The sequence below is a fragment of the Thermocatellispora tengchongensis genome (genome assembly GCF_014202315.1).
Lineage (GTDB): Bacteria > Actinomycetota > Actinomycetes > Streptosporangiales > Streptosporangiaceae > Thermocatellispora > Thermocatellispora tengchongensis.
In genome coordinates, this window is the sequence record NZ_JACHGN010000025.1 from 72906 (window position 1) to 89801 (window position 16896).

Below are 16896 nucleotides of genomic sequence, written 5' to 3' on the forward strand. Positions count from 1 at the left end.
ACTAGATGCGAGGCGCGATGAGAGCACGACACGACTCGGGCGACGGCGAGCCGATGCTCATCTGGGAACGGCCCGAGCCGCCCAGCCGCCCCGCGCCGAGCCCGCTGAGCCGCGAGCGGATCGTCCGCGCGGCCATCGACCTGGCCGACGCCGAAGGGCTCGACGCGGTGTCCCTGCGCAAGGTCGCCGCCGCCCTGAACGCCGGGCCGATGCGGCTGTACGGCTACCTGTCCACCAAGCAGGAGCTGCTGGACCTCATGGTGGACGAGGTATACGGCGAGATCATGGCCCCCGGACCGGCCGCGGAGGACTGGCGGGCGGCGCTACGCGACCTCGCCCACCGCACCCGGAGCGCCGCCCTGCGCCACGAGTGGTTCGCCGACCTGCTGGGCAGCCGCCCCAACCTCGGCCCCAACGCGCTGGCCTTCCTCGACGCCTCATTCGCCGCCCTGCACCGCGCACCGGGCCTCACCAGCCTGGACGCCGCGCTCCACGCCGGCGGCACCGTGACCGCCTACGTGATCGGCGCGGTACGGCGCGAGATCACCGAACTACGCGCCGAGCGCGCCTCCGGCATGGACAAGACCCAATGGCAGCGCGCCTCCGGCCCCTACCTCACCCGAATGCTCGCCACCGGCCGCTACCCCGCCCTTGAGCGAGCCATCCAGGCGGACGACTTCCCACCCGACCCCGCCACCGCCTTCGCGTCCGGGCTGGAGTGCGTACTCGACGGGATCGCGTCCCGGGTGAGCCCGGAGAGCTGAGCCTACGGGCCGGTCACGCGCGGTCGTACCGCTCGGCCAGGCTGTGCCAGCGGGGGCAGGGGGCCGAGTTCGCCCGGCAGCGGCCATCTCGGCGCGCCCGGTGTCGGCGGCGCGCTGGGCTGCGCTCACCGAGGTACGGCCATGCACGATGTGTGCTGGTCCACTGGCAAATGCCGCTGAACGGCGCGGCAGTGGAGCGGGCCGGGACGGATCGGACGGACCCCGGCCCCGGGGGGAGCGCGAGGGTTCTCCCTCGCCGGGGTGTGGGGGGAGCCCCACTGTCACAGTCCCGAGCGAAGCGAGGGGCCGCGCTCTTCGCCCGGACCAAGCGCGCGCCCCCGCTCCCAAATCAAGAGCCGACGAGGGGAATCGAACCCCTGACCTGCTGTTTACAAGCTAGGCACGGAGCTGAGACCAGAGCCTCGCCGCCCTGGTCAGACGTATGGAGGTGATCGCCCGGGTGCGGGGTTGTGTGCCTGCGTTGCTGTACTTCTGTGCTGTACAGCAACGGCCCTGGTCTGGGCGAACAGAGCTGTAGCCGGGGAGCCCGGTGGCAAGCGGACCCGAACCGCAGGGCCGCCAAGGCCCGAGGACTGGAAGCCGCGCGGCAAGCTGGCCTTCCGCTTTTCAGGCGGAGTAGGCATCCTACTCGCCTGATCGGGAGCGTTATAAAGGGCTTGGGGAAGGTGGCATGGACGCGACCCGGCGACCCCGAGCACCGAAAGCCGCGTGGCAGAGATCGCCGATCATGCCATGACGGCACATATCAACAGCAGTGACAGCCCGTAGAGCCCGATGGCGAAGTGCAAGACCACCCACAGCCGATGAAGGCGGATGCGATGCATCCGGGGGAAGGCACGGTAGTGATCAGCGCGTGCCTTCACCAACCTCTCATCAGTGCCCAGTACCCCACGCTCCGCAAGGTCTTTGGTCAAAGCACGCGCCTGAGACAGGTGGTAGGAAGCCCTCTCGTAGTACTTCGAGACAGCGACAGCGCCGTACAGGCCAGTCATCGAGATAAAGACACACAAGGGCAAAACGTACAGCGAGAAGCGCTGCTGAACGATCAGAGCGCTCAAGGCTGCTGTGATGACGATCAGAAGGTTGCTAAGCGTCGAACGCTGAGTCTCACACTGGCGTAGCTGCTCCCGATGTTCCTTCCAGTAGGCGCGTATCGCTTCATCCGAGATCTCGGCCATTGACTCCGCCCCACCTGCATCCGGATACCATGTGCTGCACGGACCGCCCTGGTTCGCAAGTGAACCTCGACCGGTGGAGACATCGTATCGTGAGAGTCTTTATCAGCAGCACACGGAAAGGCTTGGAGGAAGAGCGCGACTCCCTCCCCGGTTTGATCACCGCGCTGGGCCATACGCCAGTGCGCTTCGAAGACTTCTCAGCCCAGACCACTCCGAGCAGAGAGGCATGCCTGGCGGCTCTGGAGTCCGCAGATGTCTGTCTGTTCATTTTGGGTCCCAACTATGGTCACGTGTTCCCGGAAACTGGACAGTCGGCCACGCATGACGAATGGGTGCACGCACAACGTCTGGGGACGCCACGGCTGGTCTACCGTAAGACCGGGGTGATATTCGAGCCCGACCAGCACAAATTCACGCGCATCGTGGAGGCTTATGCGACAGGCGTGTTTCGGGACTCCTTCTCCAACAGCGTGGAGCTTCAGACCAAGGTCGTCAAAGGCTTGCGCGAGCTGGATTCAAAACCATCTCCCCTAGAATTCAGAAGATTGACCCAGAAGCCTCCCCTCATCTGGATCGCAGATGACGACAGAGTACATTCATTTGGTAGCAGTCAAGACTCTCTACTCGAACTACACGTGCTACCAATGGATTACCCTGGGTACTCGGCCCGCGAGATGGACCGATTCACTGATTCGCTAGTGAGTCGGGTCCGCGGGACCGAATACATCGAGAGTGGCCAGGCGCTCCACCTTTTCAGATCCCAGGATCACGCGGCTGTCAGTATCGAGAGCAATCAGCATCGCGCATGGGACAAACCCCAAAAAGGGGAGATCAGAGAAGTTCGTCTGTATAAGACGGGGCAGGTCTCCGTTCGATCAACCCTCCCCAGAGACCAGATGGGCTCAATTCTGGATCCCGAAGCGCTACCGAAGCAGCTCGCTGAGATGCTGCGATTTATAGGAGCGTTGGGCATTATCCAACAAGGACATGTCGTCGTGGCAGCCGGCGTGCCGTCGGACGGACTCATCAGCGTCGATACCTTTGATCCGCATCGCTTGCGGACCCGTGCCCAGCCGTTGGGCTTTGGCCGTTCGGCTGGCATGTACCGCACTGAACCGGACGAGTCCATCAGCCTGGCAGCTTTGGAGAATGGAGCTCACGAAGTCGGCAGCGACCTCTCCCGAGCACTGTTTGGTCGGCTACGGACGTAATCATTTGTAGTCCCTTGATTCAGCAGACCGCTCCACCTGGTGAACCTCGTTCTCCGGCCTCCTCAAGTACTGGGCCACTCACGGCAGGTTTGCCATGCCAATCGTGGCGCTGGGTTAGCGCGCTCCGTGTACCGAGAACCTGCTTACCCGATGGCAAGCGACCCGTACCGCAGGGCCCAGGGCTGGGATATCTGGCCCACCCGACCAGATCGGGAATATGCTCGCGACAACCATCAGGAATGGAAGCCCCGTGGCAGCATGACCTTCCGCTTTTCAGGCGGAACAATCATCCTGCTCGGGTGACGGTGGCGTGGGTGCGTCGGTGGGCGGGGACGTTGCTGTCAGTGCTGCTGTCACCCCAGCCATGGTCACCCGGTGGCAAGGCCCGACGGAGGAGGGCCTTGCCGGCGATCGCCCCAGCCCATACGGCGAGGGCCGAAGTCCGCGATCGTCACGGCCTCAGCCCGCTTCAGACAACGGGAACCCGCCCGGAGATAGAGCTTACCTGCCGGGCCTCGATCACATAGGCTTTCGCAGAGGCGGGCTCAAGATCTGTCTCATAGTAGGCGATCAGACCATTGCAGTTAGTTTGAGCTCGCGCCAGCGGAGGTGGCCATGGGGAACGTCAAGGCGACGCGTGCTACGGAACGTGCTGGCGTAAATTATGTGCGAACGACCCTAGATTCGATAAATCAAATTGTGCAGGAGACATCGTCCTCCAATGATTTCGGAGAGGATTTGTATGTCAACCTCGTCGAAAACGACTCCCGCACCGGAGATTTGATTCTCATTCAGGTTAAGAGCGGTCCGAGCTATAAACGGAGCGACGGATATCGAATCCCGGTTGGCGACCATCTGGAGTTTTGGAAGAATTGCAACGTACCCATTTTTGGGGTGGTCTACGACGTCGACGAGGAAGTCGCATACTGGGTAAACATCAGCGAGTATCTAGCTACCGAAACGTTGAGCAGCGCGATTAAGGTAGCGAGAGTCCCTGAACGGCAATTGACTCGGACTAATGCCAGCAACTTCATCTCTCACGCGATAGAGTTTTGCGCTAACTGGCATAGAGCTAGTCGGCCATTGATTGCGAGGCGCCTACAAGCAGCTTCATCAAACAACCAAAGATTTGTCGGTCGGATGGAAGCACGTCAAATCCTTCACGACTTTCTACACGAAGATGCTTACACCTGCGCCATAATTTCTGGCATCGCCGGAACGGGAAAGACGGCCTTGGCACAGGTCAGCGCAGCTGACGCCATTAACGCCTTTCCCGGCGGTGTAATTTTCATCGATATGCACGGCTTCGCAACATCCTCGCGAAGGGGCCAAGCGCGTGACGCTTATCGCACTTTGCTGATGGCGCTTGGGTTGGACTCAGCAGATATTCCAGACCGCCATGGCGAGCAAGCGGCGCTATATCATTTAACCTTGCATATGCTTGCTGAGACAAATAAGCCCGTTCTTGTCGTGTTCGACAATGTTGCCGACCCTTCCCAAGTAGTCGACCTCATCCCATCATCGCCTCCTCACAAAGCGCTAGTTACTTCACGAGAAAAGCTCAGCTACTTCGTCGATGCTTATCATCTGCTAATTCCAGAGCTCGCACCTACGGAATCTGCGACTCTACTGGAAGGTGCGCTTGAGGCCACTTCGGCCAAGCGGACTGTCAATACCACCGATCCTGAAGTCATCAGGCTATCGAATTTGTGCGGCAACCTACCACTCGCACTAAGAATATCAGCCGGTATTCTTGCCGAAGACCCGCACCTGTCGATAGCTGACCTCAATGCAGAGCTTGCGGAACGACGTTCAGCACTCGATGTTCTTCAGCACGGGGATCTGGCAGTACGAGCCGCACTCATAACCTCATATGCACGACTTCCGCAAGATCGTCGGCACGATTTTACATCCCTCGCCATAATACCCAGTCCCGAATTCGCTTTGAGTTCGGCGGCCACGGTATGGCAGTCCGACCAGAGGACTGCCCGCCAAAACCTCCGTAGGCTAGCAGAAACCCTTCTCATCGAGCCGGCTGGAGCGCCTGAGAGATGGCGCATGCACGACCTCGTTTACGCCTTCGCGGAAGAGCAGCTGGAGGACGTATCTCCGGAGAAGAGGAGTGCTGCCACTGCCTCTCTCATGGATCTGTTTGTTGAACATGTCCAGAACGCCAACTGGCAACTACGTCCGGACAGAGGAGAGGAGCATAGGGCCAAAGCTTTCGCCAATGCACAGGACGCTATTTCGTGGTTTGGCCAGGAATTAAGCACTCTAACTGAGCTCATTGAGCGGGGCTTCGCTCTCGGAGAAGATGGAACTGAAAATGCTTATTTGATAGCGATGAATCTAGTCGAATACCTAGGTAGAACGCGTCAAGCTGATCGGGCTGTCTACGTTGGAGAGCGAGCACTAGACGCCGCGAAGCAGCTGAAAGATGTGGAACGCCAATGCCGGGCCTTGAACAATCTCGGTCTCGCACTGACTGCAGCGAACCGGCTCGCCGAGGCTAGACAAAAGCTTCTTAAAGCGGTGGCGATTGCGGAACGTCGTGGCTATAGAAAGCTTGTGGCAGGTCCCTTGATTAGTCTTAGCGCCGTCCAGCGCGGCTTAGAAGGACCTGCGGCAGCTATCCCCACTCTGCAGCAGGCAGTCAGCTATGCTTTCGCCGTGGGCGAAGATCATGGTATTGCAGCTGCGTTGACCAATCTCGGCATGGCTTATCGCGAAGCCGGCCGCAACGACTTAGCAGTGCAAACACTCCAGCAAGCACTCCCTTTTCATCATGCGTCGCGAGACCACGGGAACACAGGATCCGGCTACACCAACCTGGGACTTGCTCTTACTGCAATAGGACATCTCACCGATGCTGTCCAGGCCTTCAAGCTAGGGATGATGTTCTACAAGAAAGCATACGATCGCCATGGAGAGGCGTGTGCGGAACTGGGCCTCGGTCGCGCCCTCGCTCGAAAGGGGAATATCTCTGAGGCAAAGCCTTTCTTGAGAAGCGCCCTAACCGCAGCTCAAGAACTGGCGGACAAACGCCTGGAGGGCGAGGCCCTGATGGAATACGGTCATTTGGCCCGAGTTTTGGGTGACCTTGCTGCCGCTGATCGTTACTTTTCGCTATCCGCAGCAGCTTACGAGGACGCTGGCTACACTGACGCGGCATCAGCGCTAGAGGAGATTCGTCGTGAACTTCACTCATCTGGTTGACATGCAGTAACGGTTCTATTCGCTAGAACGGCATGAGCGGCGAGAGGCCTATCTGCCGAGTCAGCACTGCGCTCGCTTTTAGTGTGTGGGCGGCGGTGGCCGCGACCGGCCGGAGAGCCGCAGCGCGGCCAGCGACCGCCCGACACGCGGCAGGCCGCCGCAGGCGGCACGGCCTTGATGACGTGTAGAGAAGTTGCTTTCACGATCGGCTTGTGATCGCTTCGGCTATGGCCAGTACGGCTTGGCGCTGGCCCAGACGCGCTCGAAGCTGTGCAGGTAGGTGACCACGGTGCCGTCGTCCTCGGCTCTCCGGAGATGCATGACGGGAGCGTGAGCGGCTGGAACGCCGTAGGCATGGACGTTGACGAGGAACTGGTCGTCCGCCCGGTAGATAGAGTTGTAGAGCACCGTCCCGTGTAGCCGGACCTCGACCCCCGGTTCGTCGCAGAGAGGTTGGTAGAGCGCGAGGGCGTTGGTGATCCTGGCGGCCATGACCTCCGATCCGATGTGTTCCTCCGTGCCTCGGGTGGCTACCTCGGTGCTGTCGGGGTCGCCGAGGAGGATGCGGAGTTTGACGCCTGCGCGGGCGCGGCTGGTGAGGATGCGGAGCAGGCCGGCGTCTTCGGCCAGGAAGAGCGCGCTGTAGGCAAGGATGCCGATTTCGGTGGTCGCGCTCTGGAACAGGTCGCGCCAGACGGCGTGCGGGACGGCCCAGCGATGCGGATACACGGCCTGCACTTCGTCGCTGTAGGACCGGTGCCGTCGCGCGACCTCCGGCCACAGGTCCGCCTCGTCCACCTGGAGAAGGTCCGCCACCGCCCACCGGTGTCGCGGATACGGCACGCGGCCCTTGAGCCAGCGGTGCACCGTCTTGGGGTCGACGGCCAAGGCGGCGGCGACGTCGTTAGGGTGCAGCCGGGCGGCGGCCAGCGCGTACCGGAGGTTGTCGTTCACCGCGTGCTCCTCTCGGGAAACCGGCCCCGCCAGTGACGTTAACATGAGACGTCCCTAGACGTCCCTTAGTTGCGGTGTTCCGGCCGACAGCAAAAAGCGACTCTCGAACACACGCCACACTTCCGAGGGTCAAGGAGCATGCACATGCGGAGCAGTCAGGTCGTCCGCGAGCAGCAGCGGGCCTATCAGCAGGCCCTGTTGACCAACCTGCGCAAGGAGCTCACCGCCCGGGACGTTCCGGCGGTCCTCATCGTGACCGAGGACGGACGTCCCGCGCTGGACGTCACCGACAGCCGATGCCGGTCCCGCCGGATCTTCGTACATCTGCCGTTCTGCTGGTTCTACTGGGGAGACCAGCACGACGAGCGGGTGTCGTTCCTGCGCCTCCCAGACGCGGCCGACCGCATCACCCAAGCGGCACGCGACGGCTGGCGCGAGGGCGAGCAAGGCGAACTCGGCATCGACCTGAGCAAGATCGTCGATGCGTACCGTCCGTGAGATCGTGACCGGCTGGCGGGTTTACTCCCAGATCGCCGACCGGCTGCGCAGGCGGATCACCGAGGGCGTCTACCCGCCCGGAAGCGTCCTGCCGTCCGAGGCGGAGCTGTGCGCCGAGTTCGGCATCGCCCGCAACACCGCCCGGCGCGGCCTGGCCGTCCTGGAAGGCGAGGGGCTGATCGTCACCATCCCCGCCAAGGGACGGATCGTGGCCGGCGGTGAGGCCACGCCGTACCGGTACCGGCAGATCGCCGACGATCTGCGCGCCCAGATCGAAGTAGGCGAGATCGCGCCCGGCGCGGCCGTGCCGAGCGAGGCCGAACTCCGGGAGCGCTATGCCGCCTCGCGCAACACCGTGCGGCAGGCGCTCGCCGTACTCCAGGGGGAGGGCCTGATCGTGGCCGAGCACGGACGCGGCCGGTTCGTGCGGTGTTGGGATGAGACGTCCTGAGACGTCCATGCCTGCCCCTGGATCCGCGCCGGTACGGCACGCAATCGTGGACAGCATGGGACAAGCTGAATGGGCGCGTGACCTCGCCAGAGACCTGCTGGAGACGACCCTGCCGCGCCGGTGGGCGCACGTCCAAGGCGTCGCCGCGCAGGCCGAAAGCCTGGCTCCGATCCTCGGGGACGACGCCGACATCCTGATCGCCGCGGCCTATCTGCACGACATCGGGTATGCGCCCGGCCTGGTCGACACGGGGTTCCACCCGCTGGATGGCGCACGCTACCTGCGCGACGTCGTCAAGGCGGACGCTCGCCTGTGCCGCCTGGTCGCCCATCACACCTGCGCGGTCAACGAAGCACGCAACCGGAACCTGTTCGACGCCCTGACGACCGAGTTCGGCGAGGAGCGTCCTGACCTGATGGACGCGCTGACCTACTGCGACATCACCACCGGCCCCGACGGTCAGCGCCTCACCGCGACCGAACGCCTGGCGGAGATCCATGCCCGCTACGGCCCCGATCACCTGGTGAGCCGGTCCATGACCGTGTCGACACCGCGCATCATGGCCGCCGTGCGCGCGGTGGAAGCCGCTCTATCCGATGTACGGCAGGCCGGTACCGGCTAGGTAGTGCTCGATCCGCATCCGCATAGCGCGGTCCATCGTCAGCGACAGGACCTCGTCCCGGGGAACCCAGCGGACCTCGCGCGACTCGGTGCTCGGCGTCAGCTCGCCGCCGACAGCACGCGCGGTCAGGACGATGGAGAACTCCTGGCGGGCCTCGCCGTTGGACGTGTAGAGGATCACATGCCGAGGGTCGGTGTAGATGCCGACCAACCCGGTGATCTCACACTGGATCCCCGTCTCCTCCAGGGTTTCGCGGATCGCCGCCTGGGGGGCGGACTCGCCCAGATCGATGGCGCCGCCCGGGAGCGCCCAGTTGTCGTTGTCGGTGCGGCGGATCATCAGCACGTCCCCGGCCTCGTTGGTGACCAGGGCGTTGACCGAGGGCACCATGCTGTTGGGCGCAGGCGCGTTCGGGTCGTCGTGGAAGTCGATCCGCGTGGCCATGGTCAGAACTGTATCGGCCGCGCTCCGGCCCACACCTTCTCGAAGCTGCTGAGGTAGGTGGTGACCATGTCGCCGCCGGCCACTCGTCTCAGATGAAGGACCGGGGCGTTGGCGGCCAGCTCACCGTACACGTGCGTGTTGACGAGCACCTGGTCATCAGCCCGGTAGATGGAGTTGTACAGCACCGTCCCGTGCATCCGGAACTCGCCGACCTCGCTCAGCGGCGCGTACAGGGCCATCACGTTTCTGATCTTCGCGGCGATGGCCTGCTCGCCGATTCCCTCATCGGCGCTGCGCTGGATCACGACCGGTGACTCGGGATCGCCCAGGAGGACGCGCAGCCGTACCCCGGCGGCGGCCTTGTCCTTCAGCAGGCGGATGATGCCGGCGTCTTCGGCCAGGAACATCCCGACGTAGACGAGGATGTCGATGTTCTGCGTCGCCTCGCTGAACAGACGTCCCCAGGTGTCCCTCGGCATGATCCATCGGTGGGGATAGATCGTCACGACTTCGCTCTCGGATGCGGCGATGACCTGCTCCCGGCTCAGAGCCTGCGGCCACAGGTACGTCTCGTCCACGCCGAGGAAGGACGCCGTGGCAAACCGGTGTCTTCGGTACGGCTGCCGGCCCTGGGTGATCCACCGCTCGACGGTCTTGGGATCGACCTCAATCGCCTCGGCCAGTTCGGCGATGCTCACGCCCTTCTCCAACAAGGCCGCGCGTAGCCGCTCGTTCGCCATCTCACCTGCCCACAGGGACGTCCGGGGACTTGACCATCGTAGGCCGGACGTCTTGAACATGTCCCGTCGTGTAGTGATCTCGTCCTGACTCTGCGTCGCATTCTCGGTTCGCCAGCACGAAATCCCGGACCGAGAGGAGACGATCACCATGACGAACGAGATCTACCCGGCCCCCGCGTGCGAGTGCGGCGCACGGCTCGGCAAGGGACAGACCCGCTGCCGCAAGTGCCGGTCCCGCGAGCTCTACCTCAAGCGGCAGAACGGCAAGCGGCGTCGTGAGACCCGGCGCCCTCCGCGCGGCCCGCGCATCCGCGGCAGGGCTCGGGAGGTCTGACCATGATCCCGCTGATTGTCGCCGCCGTCCTCGCCCTCACCGTTCTGGTCGGCTTCGTGGCCCTGGTGGTGAGCATCCACCGCAACGACCGGGCGATGAGCCGGGGCGGGCAGCTGCGAGACGGTCTGGCGCGCCGGGTCACCGGCTGCTACGTGAGCCGGGGCGTGTCGTGGACGTAGCCAACTGCTCTTCGACCTTCGCCAGCCGTACCGCCAGCTCTTGCACGGCGGAGCGCAGCTCGGCCACCTCACCGGCCAGGTCGGCGGCGGGGGCTGCCTCGGCCTGGTCACGCACGAAGACACCCTTGCCCTGCTGGCCGACGACCAGGCCCTCGTTGCGCAGGATGCCCACGGCCATCTTCACCACGCTGAGTGAGGCGTCGTACTGCTCGGCGAGCTGGGCGGTGGACGGCAGCGGGTCGCCGGGCGCGAGGGCGCCGCCGCGGATCTGGGCGCGCAGATCGTCGGCGATCTGGAGGTAGGCGGGTCGCCCGGTGTGCTTGACCATCGGCCCAATCTCACCACACCAAGACAGCCACGCCAACGTTGACAACTGAGGTAACTAAGTTAACTATGTTGGCTACGACGAATAAGGAGGTCATCACCTATGCGTACCGTCCCGATCCCTGTCGACACGTCCAAGCTCACGATCACCTGCGTCAAGGCCCCGGCCCCGCGCGTCCTCAACCGCGACACCGGCGAGATCAAGACCGACAAGAACGGCAACACCGTCTACGAGGTCACCGCCAGCGTGGAGGACGAGTTCGGCCGGATCGAACTCGTCAAGATCGCCACCACCGGGGAACCACCCGTCAAGGCCGGCGACCAGCTCAGCCCGGTCGGCCTGCTCGGCTACGTCTGGGAGATGGCCGGCCGGTGGGGCATCTCCTACCGCGCCTCCGCCCTGCTCCCGGCGCGGGAGGCGGCCGATGTCTGACGCCTCCGTCTGGTCCGCAGTCCTGGCCGCCACGGCGGCCGGGCTGTGGGCCTGGCGCCGCTGGCACTACCCGTCCTTCTGGTACCTGGTCGGCTACCCGATCACCGCCGTCTCGGTGCGCGCCTCCTGGCGGCGCGTGGCGCTGGGCTGCGGGCTGACCAAGAAGCGGCAACGCTGGTGGTTCACCACCGTCCCGGGCGCGATCGCCTCCACCGGCATCGTCCGCGTCAAGCGCCGTTTCCAGCGGGTCGCCGTCGACACCAAGCCGTTTATGTGGCTGCCGCTGCCGACCCGGTACGGCTGGCGCGTCACCCTGCACACGCTGGAGGGCCAAACGCCGGGCGACTACGCCGACGCGGCCGAACGCCTCGCGCACTCCTGGGGCGTGCACGCAGTCCGGGTCTCCTCCCCCCGGCCGGGGCGGGTGGTGCTTCAGGCGACCATCCGCGACCCGCTGGTCAAGGTCGACCACTTCCCGCCGTCGCCGGAGTTGCTGAGGGTCACTGTCGGGCGGCTGGAGACCGGCAAGCCGTGGATCATCGACTTCCGCACTGTGCCGCACTGGCTGAATGCGGGCGCGACACAGAGCGGCAAGTCCAACCTGGCCAACGCGCTCATCGTCGGCCTGGCGCCGCAGCCGGTGGCGCTGGTGGGCTTCGACCTCAAGGGCGGCGTGGAGTTCACCCCCTACAGCCCGCGGCTGTCTGCCCTGGCCACCTCGCGGGCCGAGTCGCTGACGCTGCTCGATGACCTGGTCGCCCTCATGGTCGACCGCATGGGAGTGTGCCGCCAGGCCGGCGCCCGCAACATCTGGCAACTCCCGCCCGCGCTGCGGCCGGTCCCGATCGTGGTCCTGGTCGATGAGCTGGCCGAGCTGTACCTGATGGCCGACAAGAGCGAGAAAGACGAGATCGCCCGCACCTCCACGGCGCTGCTGCGGGTGGCCCAGCTCGGCCGGGCCTTCGGCATCTACCTGTTCTGCTGCGGCCAGCGCATCGGCTCCGACCTCGGCCCCGGCGTCACCGCCCTGCGCGCCCAGTGCTCCGGCCGCATCTGCCACCGGGTCAACGACCCCGAAACCGCCACCATGACCCTCGGCGACCTCGACCCGACCGCGCTCGTCTCCGCCCGCGCCATCCCCGCCGAAACGCCCGGCGTCGCGATCGTCGCCGGTCAAGACGGCCAGTGGTACCGCGCCCGCTCCTTCTACGTCAGCGAGGCCACCGCCGAACACGCCGCCCGCACGTACGCCCACCTCGCCCCGTCCTGGGACGAGATCACCGCCCACCTGACCGGCACCGACGCCGACCTGCCCGAACTGCTGGACGCCTGAGCCGAGAGGAGGGGAACGATGCGACGTTTGGCCTGCTGGCTGCTGGACACCGGACCGGTCGCGGTCCTGGCCGTCATCGCGGGTGCCGGATCCTTCACCCACATCCGCGACACGGCCGCCGAGCACGGCCAGACCGGTTGGATGTCCTGGGCGGTGGCCGTCTGCATCGATCTGACCTGTGTCATGGCGGCCCGGGAGCGGCAGCGGGACAAGATGACCGGGCGGGTACGGCGCGGCCTCGTCTCGTGGCCGGTGCTCGTCCTGGCTGGCGGCGTCGTCCTGTCCCTGGCCGCCAACCTGGCCCAAGCCGCGCCGACCGTGTGGGGCTGGATCACCGCCGCGACCCCGGCGGGCGCGTTCCTCATCGCCGTGTCGATGTTGGAACGCCGCGCGACCGCGCCTCGTCCCGAACCGTCCCCGACGTCGGCCACCGAACCGGTCGGCGCTGCCGTACCCGCTGACCTCGTCCCCGTCCCGGACCTTCACGACCGCGAGCGCGGTCCCGCCCCGGCACTGCTGGACTACGCCCGCCGCATCGCCGCCGAACATCACGCCAAGCACGGCACGCCCATCACCCGCGACGCTCTCCGCGCCCGGCTGGGTGTGTCCAACCAACTCGCCGCCGACCTGCTCCACACCCTGCACACCGCCTGACCAAGAAGGGAGAACACCGATGTCTGACCGCTCCGCGCTCATCACCGGGCTGCGTGACCTGGCCGCCTTCCTGGAGACCAACCCAAAGATCCCTATCGCGAACAGCCTCACCATCCACCACTTCGCCAGGCACACCGACGACACGGCGCTCCGCAACGAGATCGACCAGATCGCCGCCCAGCTCGGCTCAATGATCAACATGGAGGAGATCCCGCACGGCCACTACAGCACCTCCATCCGCTTCGGCCCGGTTGAGTACAAGGCCGTTGCGATCATGGCCGCCGCCCGCGCCCGCTACGCCGCCGAGAACACCTATAGCGGCTGCATCGACCCCGAATAGGAGGAACCGATCATGCGAATCCGACTCGACGGCACCCGCGCCGAGATCGTGGACGCCCTGTACCGGCTGCGCCTGGCCTTCACCGTCTCCGACGTCTCCCGGGTCTATCCCGACCGCGCCAAGCCCCGCCACTGGCGCATCTACCTCACCACCGAACCCCGCGACAGGAGGTGATCGCCATGCTCGTCAAGTTCGCCTGCTGCACCTGCAACGGCACCGGCCTCGACAACGACCGCCAGACCTGCCGCGACTGCCACGGCAGCGGCATCGACAACCACGGCGCCTAACGCGCGGCGCCCCCGGCCTGGCCGTACATCCGCCAAGACAACCGCCAGGTCGGGGGCCATCCCTCCACCCGAACGAGTGAAAGGAGGACCCCATCATGCCCGTTTCTACCACCAATCCGCACGCCCTCACTGGGCTGATCTCTCGGCTCAACGCCCCCGACTTCGACCGGTGGGCCGCCCAGATCCACCGCACCGGCGGCTGCCGCCAGCCCATCCACCTGCGCGGCAAGGTCGAACACTACGACGCCGCCACCGGCGCCCTGCTCCACCGCTACACCACCCGCACCGAACCCAACGGCGTCCTGCGCCTGCCCTGCAAGACCCGTCGTGCCTCCCGCTGCCCTGCCTGCGCCGAGGTCTACCGCGCCGACACCTACCACCTCATCCGCGCCGGCCTGGTCGGCGGCAAGGGCATCCCCGAGACGGTCACCACGCACCCGACGCTGTTCGTCACCCTGACCGCCCCATCGTTCGGCGCCGTCCACACCCGCCGCGATCAGAACGGCAAGACGCTGCCCTGCCACGCCCATCGCAACGCGCCTACTTGTCCGCACGGCCGCGCCCTGTCCTGCACCGAACGCCACAGCAAAGACGACCCTCGCCTGGGCGAACCGCTGTGCCCGGACTGCTATGACTACACCGGCTCGGTGCTGTTCAACGCGCTCGCCCCCACCCTGTGGAAACGCTTCGCCGACTCCCTGCGCCGCCACCTGGCCAAGCTCGGCGGCCTGACGCTCAAGGACCTCCCGCACCACCTGACCGTGTCCTTCGCCAAGGTCGCCGAATACCAGCGGCGCGGCGTCGTCCACCTCCACGCCGTCCTGCGCCTGGACGGCCCCGGCGGCCCTGACCTGCCGCCCCCGGCCTGGGCCACCGCCGAAACGCTGGAGCAGGCCGTACGGCACGCCGCCCGCGTCGTCAGCGCCCTGGTCCCCGCCTACGACGACCAGCCCGCCCGCCTGCTCAAGTGGGGCAGCCAGCTCGACATCCGCCCCATCACCCTGCACGGCGACCTCACCGAGCAGGCCGTCGCCGGCTACATCGCCAAGTACGCCACCAAGGCCGCCGAATGCGTCGGCACCTTGGATCGCCGCATCAACCCGCTCGACAACCTTGACGCCTACAACCTGCGCGACCACGCCAAGCGGCTGATCCGCGAATGTCTTCGCCTGGGCGCCATCGAGGAGCTGGCCGACCTGCGGCTCACCGAGTGGGCGCACATGCTCGGCTTCCGCGGCCACTTCTCCACTCGCTCCCGTCACTACGGCCCCACCCTCGGCGACCTTCGCGCCGCCCGCGAAACCCACGCCCGCGAGATCACCCTTGGCCGCCTCCCGCTCTTCGACGAGGACACCGTTCTCGTCATCAGCGAATGGACCTACGCGGGCAAGGGCCACTCTGCCGGAGACCAGCTCCTCGCCGCCGCTCTGACCGGCACACCGCTGAGGAGGCCCGTATGAGCGCCGAACTCCTCACCGTGCCCGAAGCGATGGCCCGTCTCAAGGTCAGCCGCTGGACCCTCTACAACCTCATCCGCTCCGGCCAGATCACCTCGATCCTCGTCAGCGAACGCTGCCGCCGTATCCCGGCCGACGCTCTCGACGCCTATGTGACCCGGCTCTGCGAGGAGGTCGCCTGATGCCCAAGCGAGCGAACAACGAGGGCTCGATCTTCCCGTATCGGAACGGCTACGCGGCTTATGTCTGGGTCACCACGCCGGACGGCACCAAGACCCGCAAGTGGGCGTACGGCAAGACGCGCGAGGAGACCCACGAGAAGTGGCTCAAGCTCCACGAGCAGGCGCGCAAGGGGCCCGTGGTCACCAAGTCGGAGACCGTCGCCGCCTACCTGGAGCGCTGGCTGCGCGAGGTCGTGGAGCCCAACCTCGCCCCCAAGACCGCCGCCCTCTACGAGATGTTCGTCCGGCTCTACATCACACCGGAGCTCGGCAAGAAGCGGCTGGACAAGCTGACGGTCCGCGACGTTCAGGGCTGGCTGAACAAGATCCGTACGGCCTGCCAGTGCTGCATGCAAGGCAAGGATGCCAAGCGACCCGAGAAGCACAGCGATCCGAAGAAGCGGCGCCACTGCTGCGCGGTCGGGAAGTGCTGCAAGCAGCAGCCCTCTGGCGGCACGATCCGCAACGCCCACATGACGCTGCGGTCCGCCCTGGAGAACGCCGTCCGCGAGGAGATCATCTCCCGCAACGTGGCGGCGAACGTCAAGATTCCACTCCCGCGACGGAAGAAGATCAAGCCGTGGACCGTCGAGGAGGCCCGCCGGTTCCTGGAGTCGGCACACGACCGGCGTGATCCGATGTACGCGGCCTACGTCCTGGTCCTCGTTCTCGGCCTGCGCCTTGGTGAAGCGCTCGGCCTCCGCTGGGCGGACGTCGACCTCGACGCCGAGGAGATGGCGATCGGCTGGCAGATCCAGCGGGTCCGCAACCGCCTGCTTCACCGCCAGACCAAGACGCACGACTCCGATGCGACGCTCCCCCTGCCCTCCATCGCCGCCGCCGCGCTCCGAGACCGGCATACAGCCCACGAAGCAACCCGCGAGAAGGCCGGAGATGGCTGGCAGGACACTGGCCTCGTCTTCACCACGGCCAGCGGCAAGCCCATCGAGCCGTCGAACTTCGTCCGCAGCTTCAAGGCCGCCTGCCACAAGGCCGGCGTCCGCGAGATCAACGTCCACGCCACCCGCAAGACCTGCGCCTCGCTCCTCGTCGCCCTCGACGTCCACCCGCGCGTGGCCATGCAGATCCTCCGCCACAGCCAGATCTCCGTCACCATGAACGTCTACAGCGAAGTCTCCACCGAGGAGACCCGCAAGGCTCTCCGTCGACTCGGCGAACGTCTCGGCCGCGGCCGGATCCCCGAGCCGGATGAATGAACGGTAAGCCATGGAAGC

At 65.6% G+C, this 16896-nt stretch carries 21 protein-coding genes; 16 read left to right on the forward strand and 5 right to left on the reverse strand.

The features are described 5' to 3' along the window. The first annotated feature begins 17 nt into the window (after positions 1-17). A complete protein-coding gene (locus tag HNP84_RS41705) occupies positions 18-764 on the forward strand; it encodes a TetR/AcrR family transcriptional regulator (protein ID WP_246519332.1) in 747 nt (248 codons plus the stop codon). Between the two features lie 746 nt (positions 765-1510). Here the strand turns inward: HNP84_RS41705 and HNP84_RS41710 are convergent. Beyond that, positions 1511-1963, reverse strand: coding sequence for a hypothetical protein (locus HNP84_RS41710; protein ID WP_185055607.1), 453 nt, complete (start codon positions 1961-1963; stop codon positions 1511-1513). Positions 1964-2052: 89 nt separating this feature from the next. Here HNP84_RS41710 and HNP84_RS41715 point away from each other — a divergent pair, with 89 nt between their 5' ends. Together HNP84_RS41715 and HNP84_RS41720 are read left to right on the forward strand one after the other, a co-directional pair. Beyond that, positions 2053-3174 carry a DUF4062 domain-containing protein gene (locus HNP84_RS41715; protein ID WP_185055608.1) on the forward strand — a complete coding sequence of 374 codons (1122 nt, stop codon included), beginning with the start codon at positions 2053-2055 and terminating at the stop codon, positions 3172-3174. A 615-nt stretch (positions 3175-3789) separates the two neighbouring features. After that, complete coding sequence (locus HNP84_RS41720) at positions 3790-6390, forward strand: tetratricopeptide repeat protein (protein WP_185055609.1); 2601 nt, start codon at positions 3790-3792, stop codon at positions 6388-6390. Positions 6391-6615: 225 nt separating this feature from the next. Here the strand turns inward: HNP84_RS41720 and HNP84_RS41725 are convergent, their stop codons facing one another. Next, positions 6616-7344, reverse strand: coding sequence for an XRE family transcriptional regulator (locus HNP84_RS41725; protein WP_185055610.1), 729 nt, complete (start codon positions 7342-7344; stop codon positions 6616-6618). A gap of 144 nt (positions 7345-7488) precedes the next feature. Here HNP84_RS41725 and HNP84_RS41730 point away from each other — a divergent pair, with 144 nt between their 5' ends. Genes HNP84_RS41730 through HNP84_RS41740 form a run of 3 tightly spaced genes read left to right on the forward strand, consistent with a single transcriptional unit; the run spans position 7489 to position 8915 of the window. Next, complete coding sequence (locus tag HNP84_RS41730; RefSeq protein ID WP_185055611.1) at positions 7489-7842, forward strand: SH3 domain-containing protein; 354 nt, start codon at positions 7489-7491, stop codon at positions 7840-7842. Next, positions 7826-8293 (forward strand): GntR family transcriptional regulator, encoded by a 468-nt coding sequence (locus tag HNP84_RS41735; RefSeq protein ID WP_185055612.1) that lies wholly within the window; start codon positions 7826-7828, stop codon positions 8291-8293. The genes HNP84_RS41730 and HNP84_RS41735 overlap by 17 nt, the downstream gene beginning before the upstream one ends. 55 nt (positions 8294-8348) lie before the next feature. Further along, positions 8349-8915: an HD domain-containing protein gene (locus HNP84_RS41740; RefSeq protein ID WP_185055721.1), complete on the forward strand. Its 567-nt coding sequence runs from the start codon at positions 8349-8351 to the stop codon at positions 8913-8915. Here HNP84_RS41740 and HNP84_RS41745 read toward each other — a convergent pair. Both HNP84_RS41745 and HNP84_RS41750 read right to left on the reverse strand, forming a co-directional pair. After that, complete coding sequence (locus tag HNP84_RS41745; RefSeq protein ID WP_185055613.1) at positions 8883-9359, reverse strand: NUDIX hydrolase; 477 nt, start codon at positions 9357-9359, stop codon at positions 8883-8885. The genes HNP84_RS41740 and HNP84_RS41745 overlap by 33 nt on opposite strands. Positions 9360-9361: 2 nt before the next feature. Beyond that, entirely contained in the window at positions 9362-10057 is a 696-nt protein-coding gene (locus HNP84_RS41750; protein WP_312926889.1) for an XRE family transcriptional regulator, read from the reverse strand. Between the two features lie 190 nt (positions 10058-10247). Here HNP84_RS41750 and HNP84_RS41755 point away from each other — a divergent pair, with 190 nt between their 5' ends. Both HNP84_RS41755 and HNP84_RS41760 read left to right on the forward strand, forming a co-directional pair. Further along, positions 10248-10433, forward strand: coding sequence for a hypothetical protein (locus HNP84_RS41755; RefSeq protein WP_185055615.1), 186 nt, complete (start codon positions 10248-10250; stop codon positions 10431-10433). A gap of 2 nt (positions 10434-10435) precedes the next feature. Next, a complete protein-coding gene (locus HNP84_RS41760; protein ID WP_246519334.1) occupies positions 10436-10612 on the forward strand; it encodes a hypothetical protein in 177 nt (58 codons plus the stop codon). On the opposite strand, the gene HNP84_RS41765 is transcribed toward HNP84_RS41760, so the two are convergent. Further along, on the reverse strand, positions 10572-10940 hold the full coding sequence (locus HNP84_RS41765) for a GntR family transcriptional regulator (protein WP_185055616.1): 369 nt from the start codon (positions 10938-10940) through the stop codon (positions 10572-10574). The genes HNP84_RS41760 and HNP84_RS41765 overlap by 41 nt on opposite strands. A gap of 99 nt (positions 10941-11039) precedes the next feature. Here HNP84_RS41765 and HNP84_RS41770 point away from each other — a divergent pair, with 99 nt between their 5' ends. From HNP84_RS41770 to HNP84_RS41805, 8 genes are all read left to right on the forward strand, one after another. After that, entirely contained in the window at positions 11040-11369 is a 330-nt protein-coding gene (locus HNP84_RS41770; RefSeq protein ID WP_185055617.1) for an SCO3933 family regulatory protein, read from the forward strand. Further along, positions 11362-12702, forward strand: a complete 1341-nt coding sequence (locus HNP84_RS41775; RefSeq protein WP_185055618.1) for an FtsK/SpoIIIE domain-containing protein — start codon at positions 11362-11364, stop codon at positions 12700-12702. Before HNP84_RS41770 ends, HNP84_RS41775 begins: the two co-directional genes overlap by 8 nt. A gap of 18 nt (positions 12703-12720) precedes the next feature. Further along, on the forward strand, positions 12721-13356 hold the full coding sequence (locus tag HNP84_RS41780; RefSeq protein WP_185055619.1) for a DUF2637 domain-containing protein: 636 nt from the start codon (positions 12721-12723) through the stop codon (positions 13354-13356). A gap of 19 nt (positions 13357-13375) precedes the next feature. Continuing rightward, entirely contained in the window at positions 13376-13696 is a 321-nt protein-coding gene (locus HNP84_RS41785) for a hypothetical protein (protein WP_185055620.1), read from the forward strand. 12 nt (positions 13697-13708) lie between these two features. Beyond that, a complete protein-coding gene (locus HNP84_RS41790) occupies positions 13709-13870 on the forward strand; it encodes a hypothetical protein (RefSeq protein ID WP_185055621.1) in 162 nt (53 codons plus the stop codon). Between the two features lie 208 nt (positions 13871-14078). Continuing rightward, positions 14079-15443 carry a replication initiator gene (locus HNP84_RS41795; RefSeq protein ID WP_185055622.1) on the forward strand — a complete coding sequence of 455 codons (1365 nt, stop codon included), beginning with the start codon at positions 14079-14081 and terminating at the stop codon, positions 15441-15443. Further along, positions 15440-15622, forward strand: a complete 183-nt coding sequence (locus HNP84_RS41800) for a helix-turn-helix transcriptional regulator (RefSeq protein WP_185055623.1) — start codon at positions 15440-15442, stop codon at positions 15620-15622. Before HNP84_RS41795 ends, HNP84_RS41800 begins: the two co-directional genes overlap by 4 nt. Continuing rightward, positions 15622-16878 carry a site-specific integrase gene (locus HNP84_RS41805; RefSeq protein WP_185055624.1) on the forward strand — a complete coding sequence of 419 codons (1257 nt, stop codon included), beginning with the start codon at positions 15622-15624 and terminating at the stop codon, positions 16876-16878. Before HNP84_RS41800 ends, HNP84_RS41805 begins: the two co-directional genes overlap by 1 nt. Positions 16879-16896 lie beyond the last annotated feature (18 nt).

Coding starts and splice junctions, on each gene's coding strand:
- HNP84_RS41705 (WP_246519332.1), top strand. CDS start 18: ATGAGAGCACGACACGACTCGGGCGACGGCGAGCCGATGCTCATCTGG.
- HNP84_RS41710 (WP_185055607.1), bottom strand. CDS start 1,963: ATGGCCGAGATCTCGGATGAAGCGATACGCGCCTACTGGAAGGAACAT.
- HNP84_RS41720 (WP_185055609.1), top strand. CDS start 3,790: ATGGGGAACGTCAAGGCGACGCGTGCTACGGAACGTGCTGGCGTAAAT.
- HNP84_RS41730 (WP_185055611.1), top strand. CDS start 7,489: ATGCGGAGCAGTCAGGTCGTCCGCGAGCAGCAGCGGGCCTATCAGCAG.
- HNP84_RS41735 (WP_185055612.1), top strand. CDS start 7,826: ATGCGTACCGTCCGTGAGATCGTGACCGGCTGGCGGGTTTACTCCCAG.
- HNP84_RS41740 (WP_185055721.1), top strand. CDS start 8,349: ATGGGACAAGCTGAATGGGCGCGTGACCTCGCCAGAGACCTGCTGGAG.
- HNP84_RS41745 (WP_185055613.1), bottom strand. CDS start 9,359: ATGGCCACGCGGATCGACTTCCACGACGACCCGAACGCGCCTGCGCCC.
- HNP84_RS41755 (WP_185055615.1), top strand. CDS start 10,248: ATGACGAACGAGATCTACCCGGCCCCCGCGTGCGAGTGCGGCGCACGG.
- HNP84_RS41760 (WP_246519334.1), top strand. CDS start 10,436: ATGATCCCGCTGATTGTCGCCGCCGTCCTCGCCCTCACCGTTCTGGTC.
- HNP84_RS41765 (WP_185055616.1), bottom strand. CDS start 10,940: ATGGTCAAGCACACCGGGCGACCCGCCTACCTCCAGATCGCCGACGAT.
- HNP84_RS41770 (WP_185055617.1), top strand. CDS start 11,040: ATGCGTACCGTCCCGATCCCTGTCGACACGTCCAAGCTCACGATCACC.
- HNP84_RS41775 (WP_185055618.1), top strand. CDS start 11,362: ATGTCTGACGCCTCCGTCTGGTCCGCAGTCCTGGCCGCCACGGCGGCC.
- HNP84_RS41780 (WP_185055619.1), top strand. CDS start 12,721: ATGCGACGTTTGGCCTGCTGGCTGCTGGACACCGGACCGGTCGCGGTC.
- HNP84_RS41785 (WP_185055620.1), top strand. CDS start 13,376: ATGTCTGACCGCTCCGCGCTCATCACCGGGCTGCGTGACCTGGCCGCC.
- HNP84_RS41790 (WP_185055621.1), top strand. CDS start 13,709: ATGCGAATCCGACTCGACGGCACCCGCGCCGAGATCGTGGACGCCCTG.
- HNP84_RS41795 (WP_185055622.1), top strand. CDS start 14,079: ATGCCCGTTTCTACCACCAATCCGCACGCCCTCACTGGGCTGATCTCT.
- HNP84_RS41800 (WP_185055623.1), top strand. CDS start 15,440: ATGAGCGCCGAACTCCTCACCGTGCCCGAAGCGATGGCCCGTCTCAAG.
- HNP84_RS41805 (WP_185055624.1), top strand. CDS start 15,622: ATGCCCAAGCGAGCGAACAACGAGGGCTCGATCTTCCCGTATCGGAAC.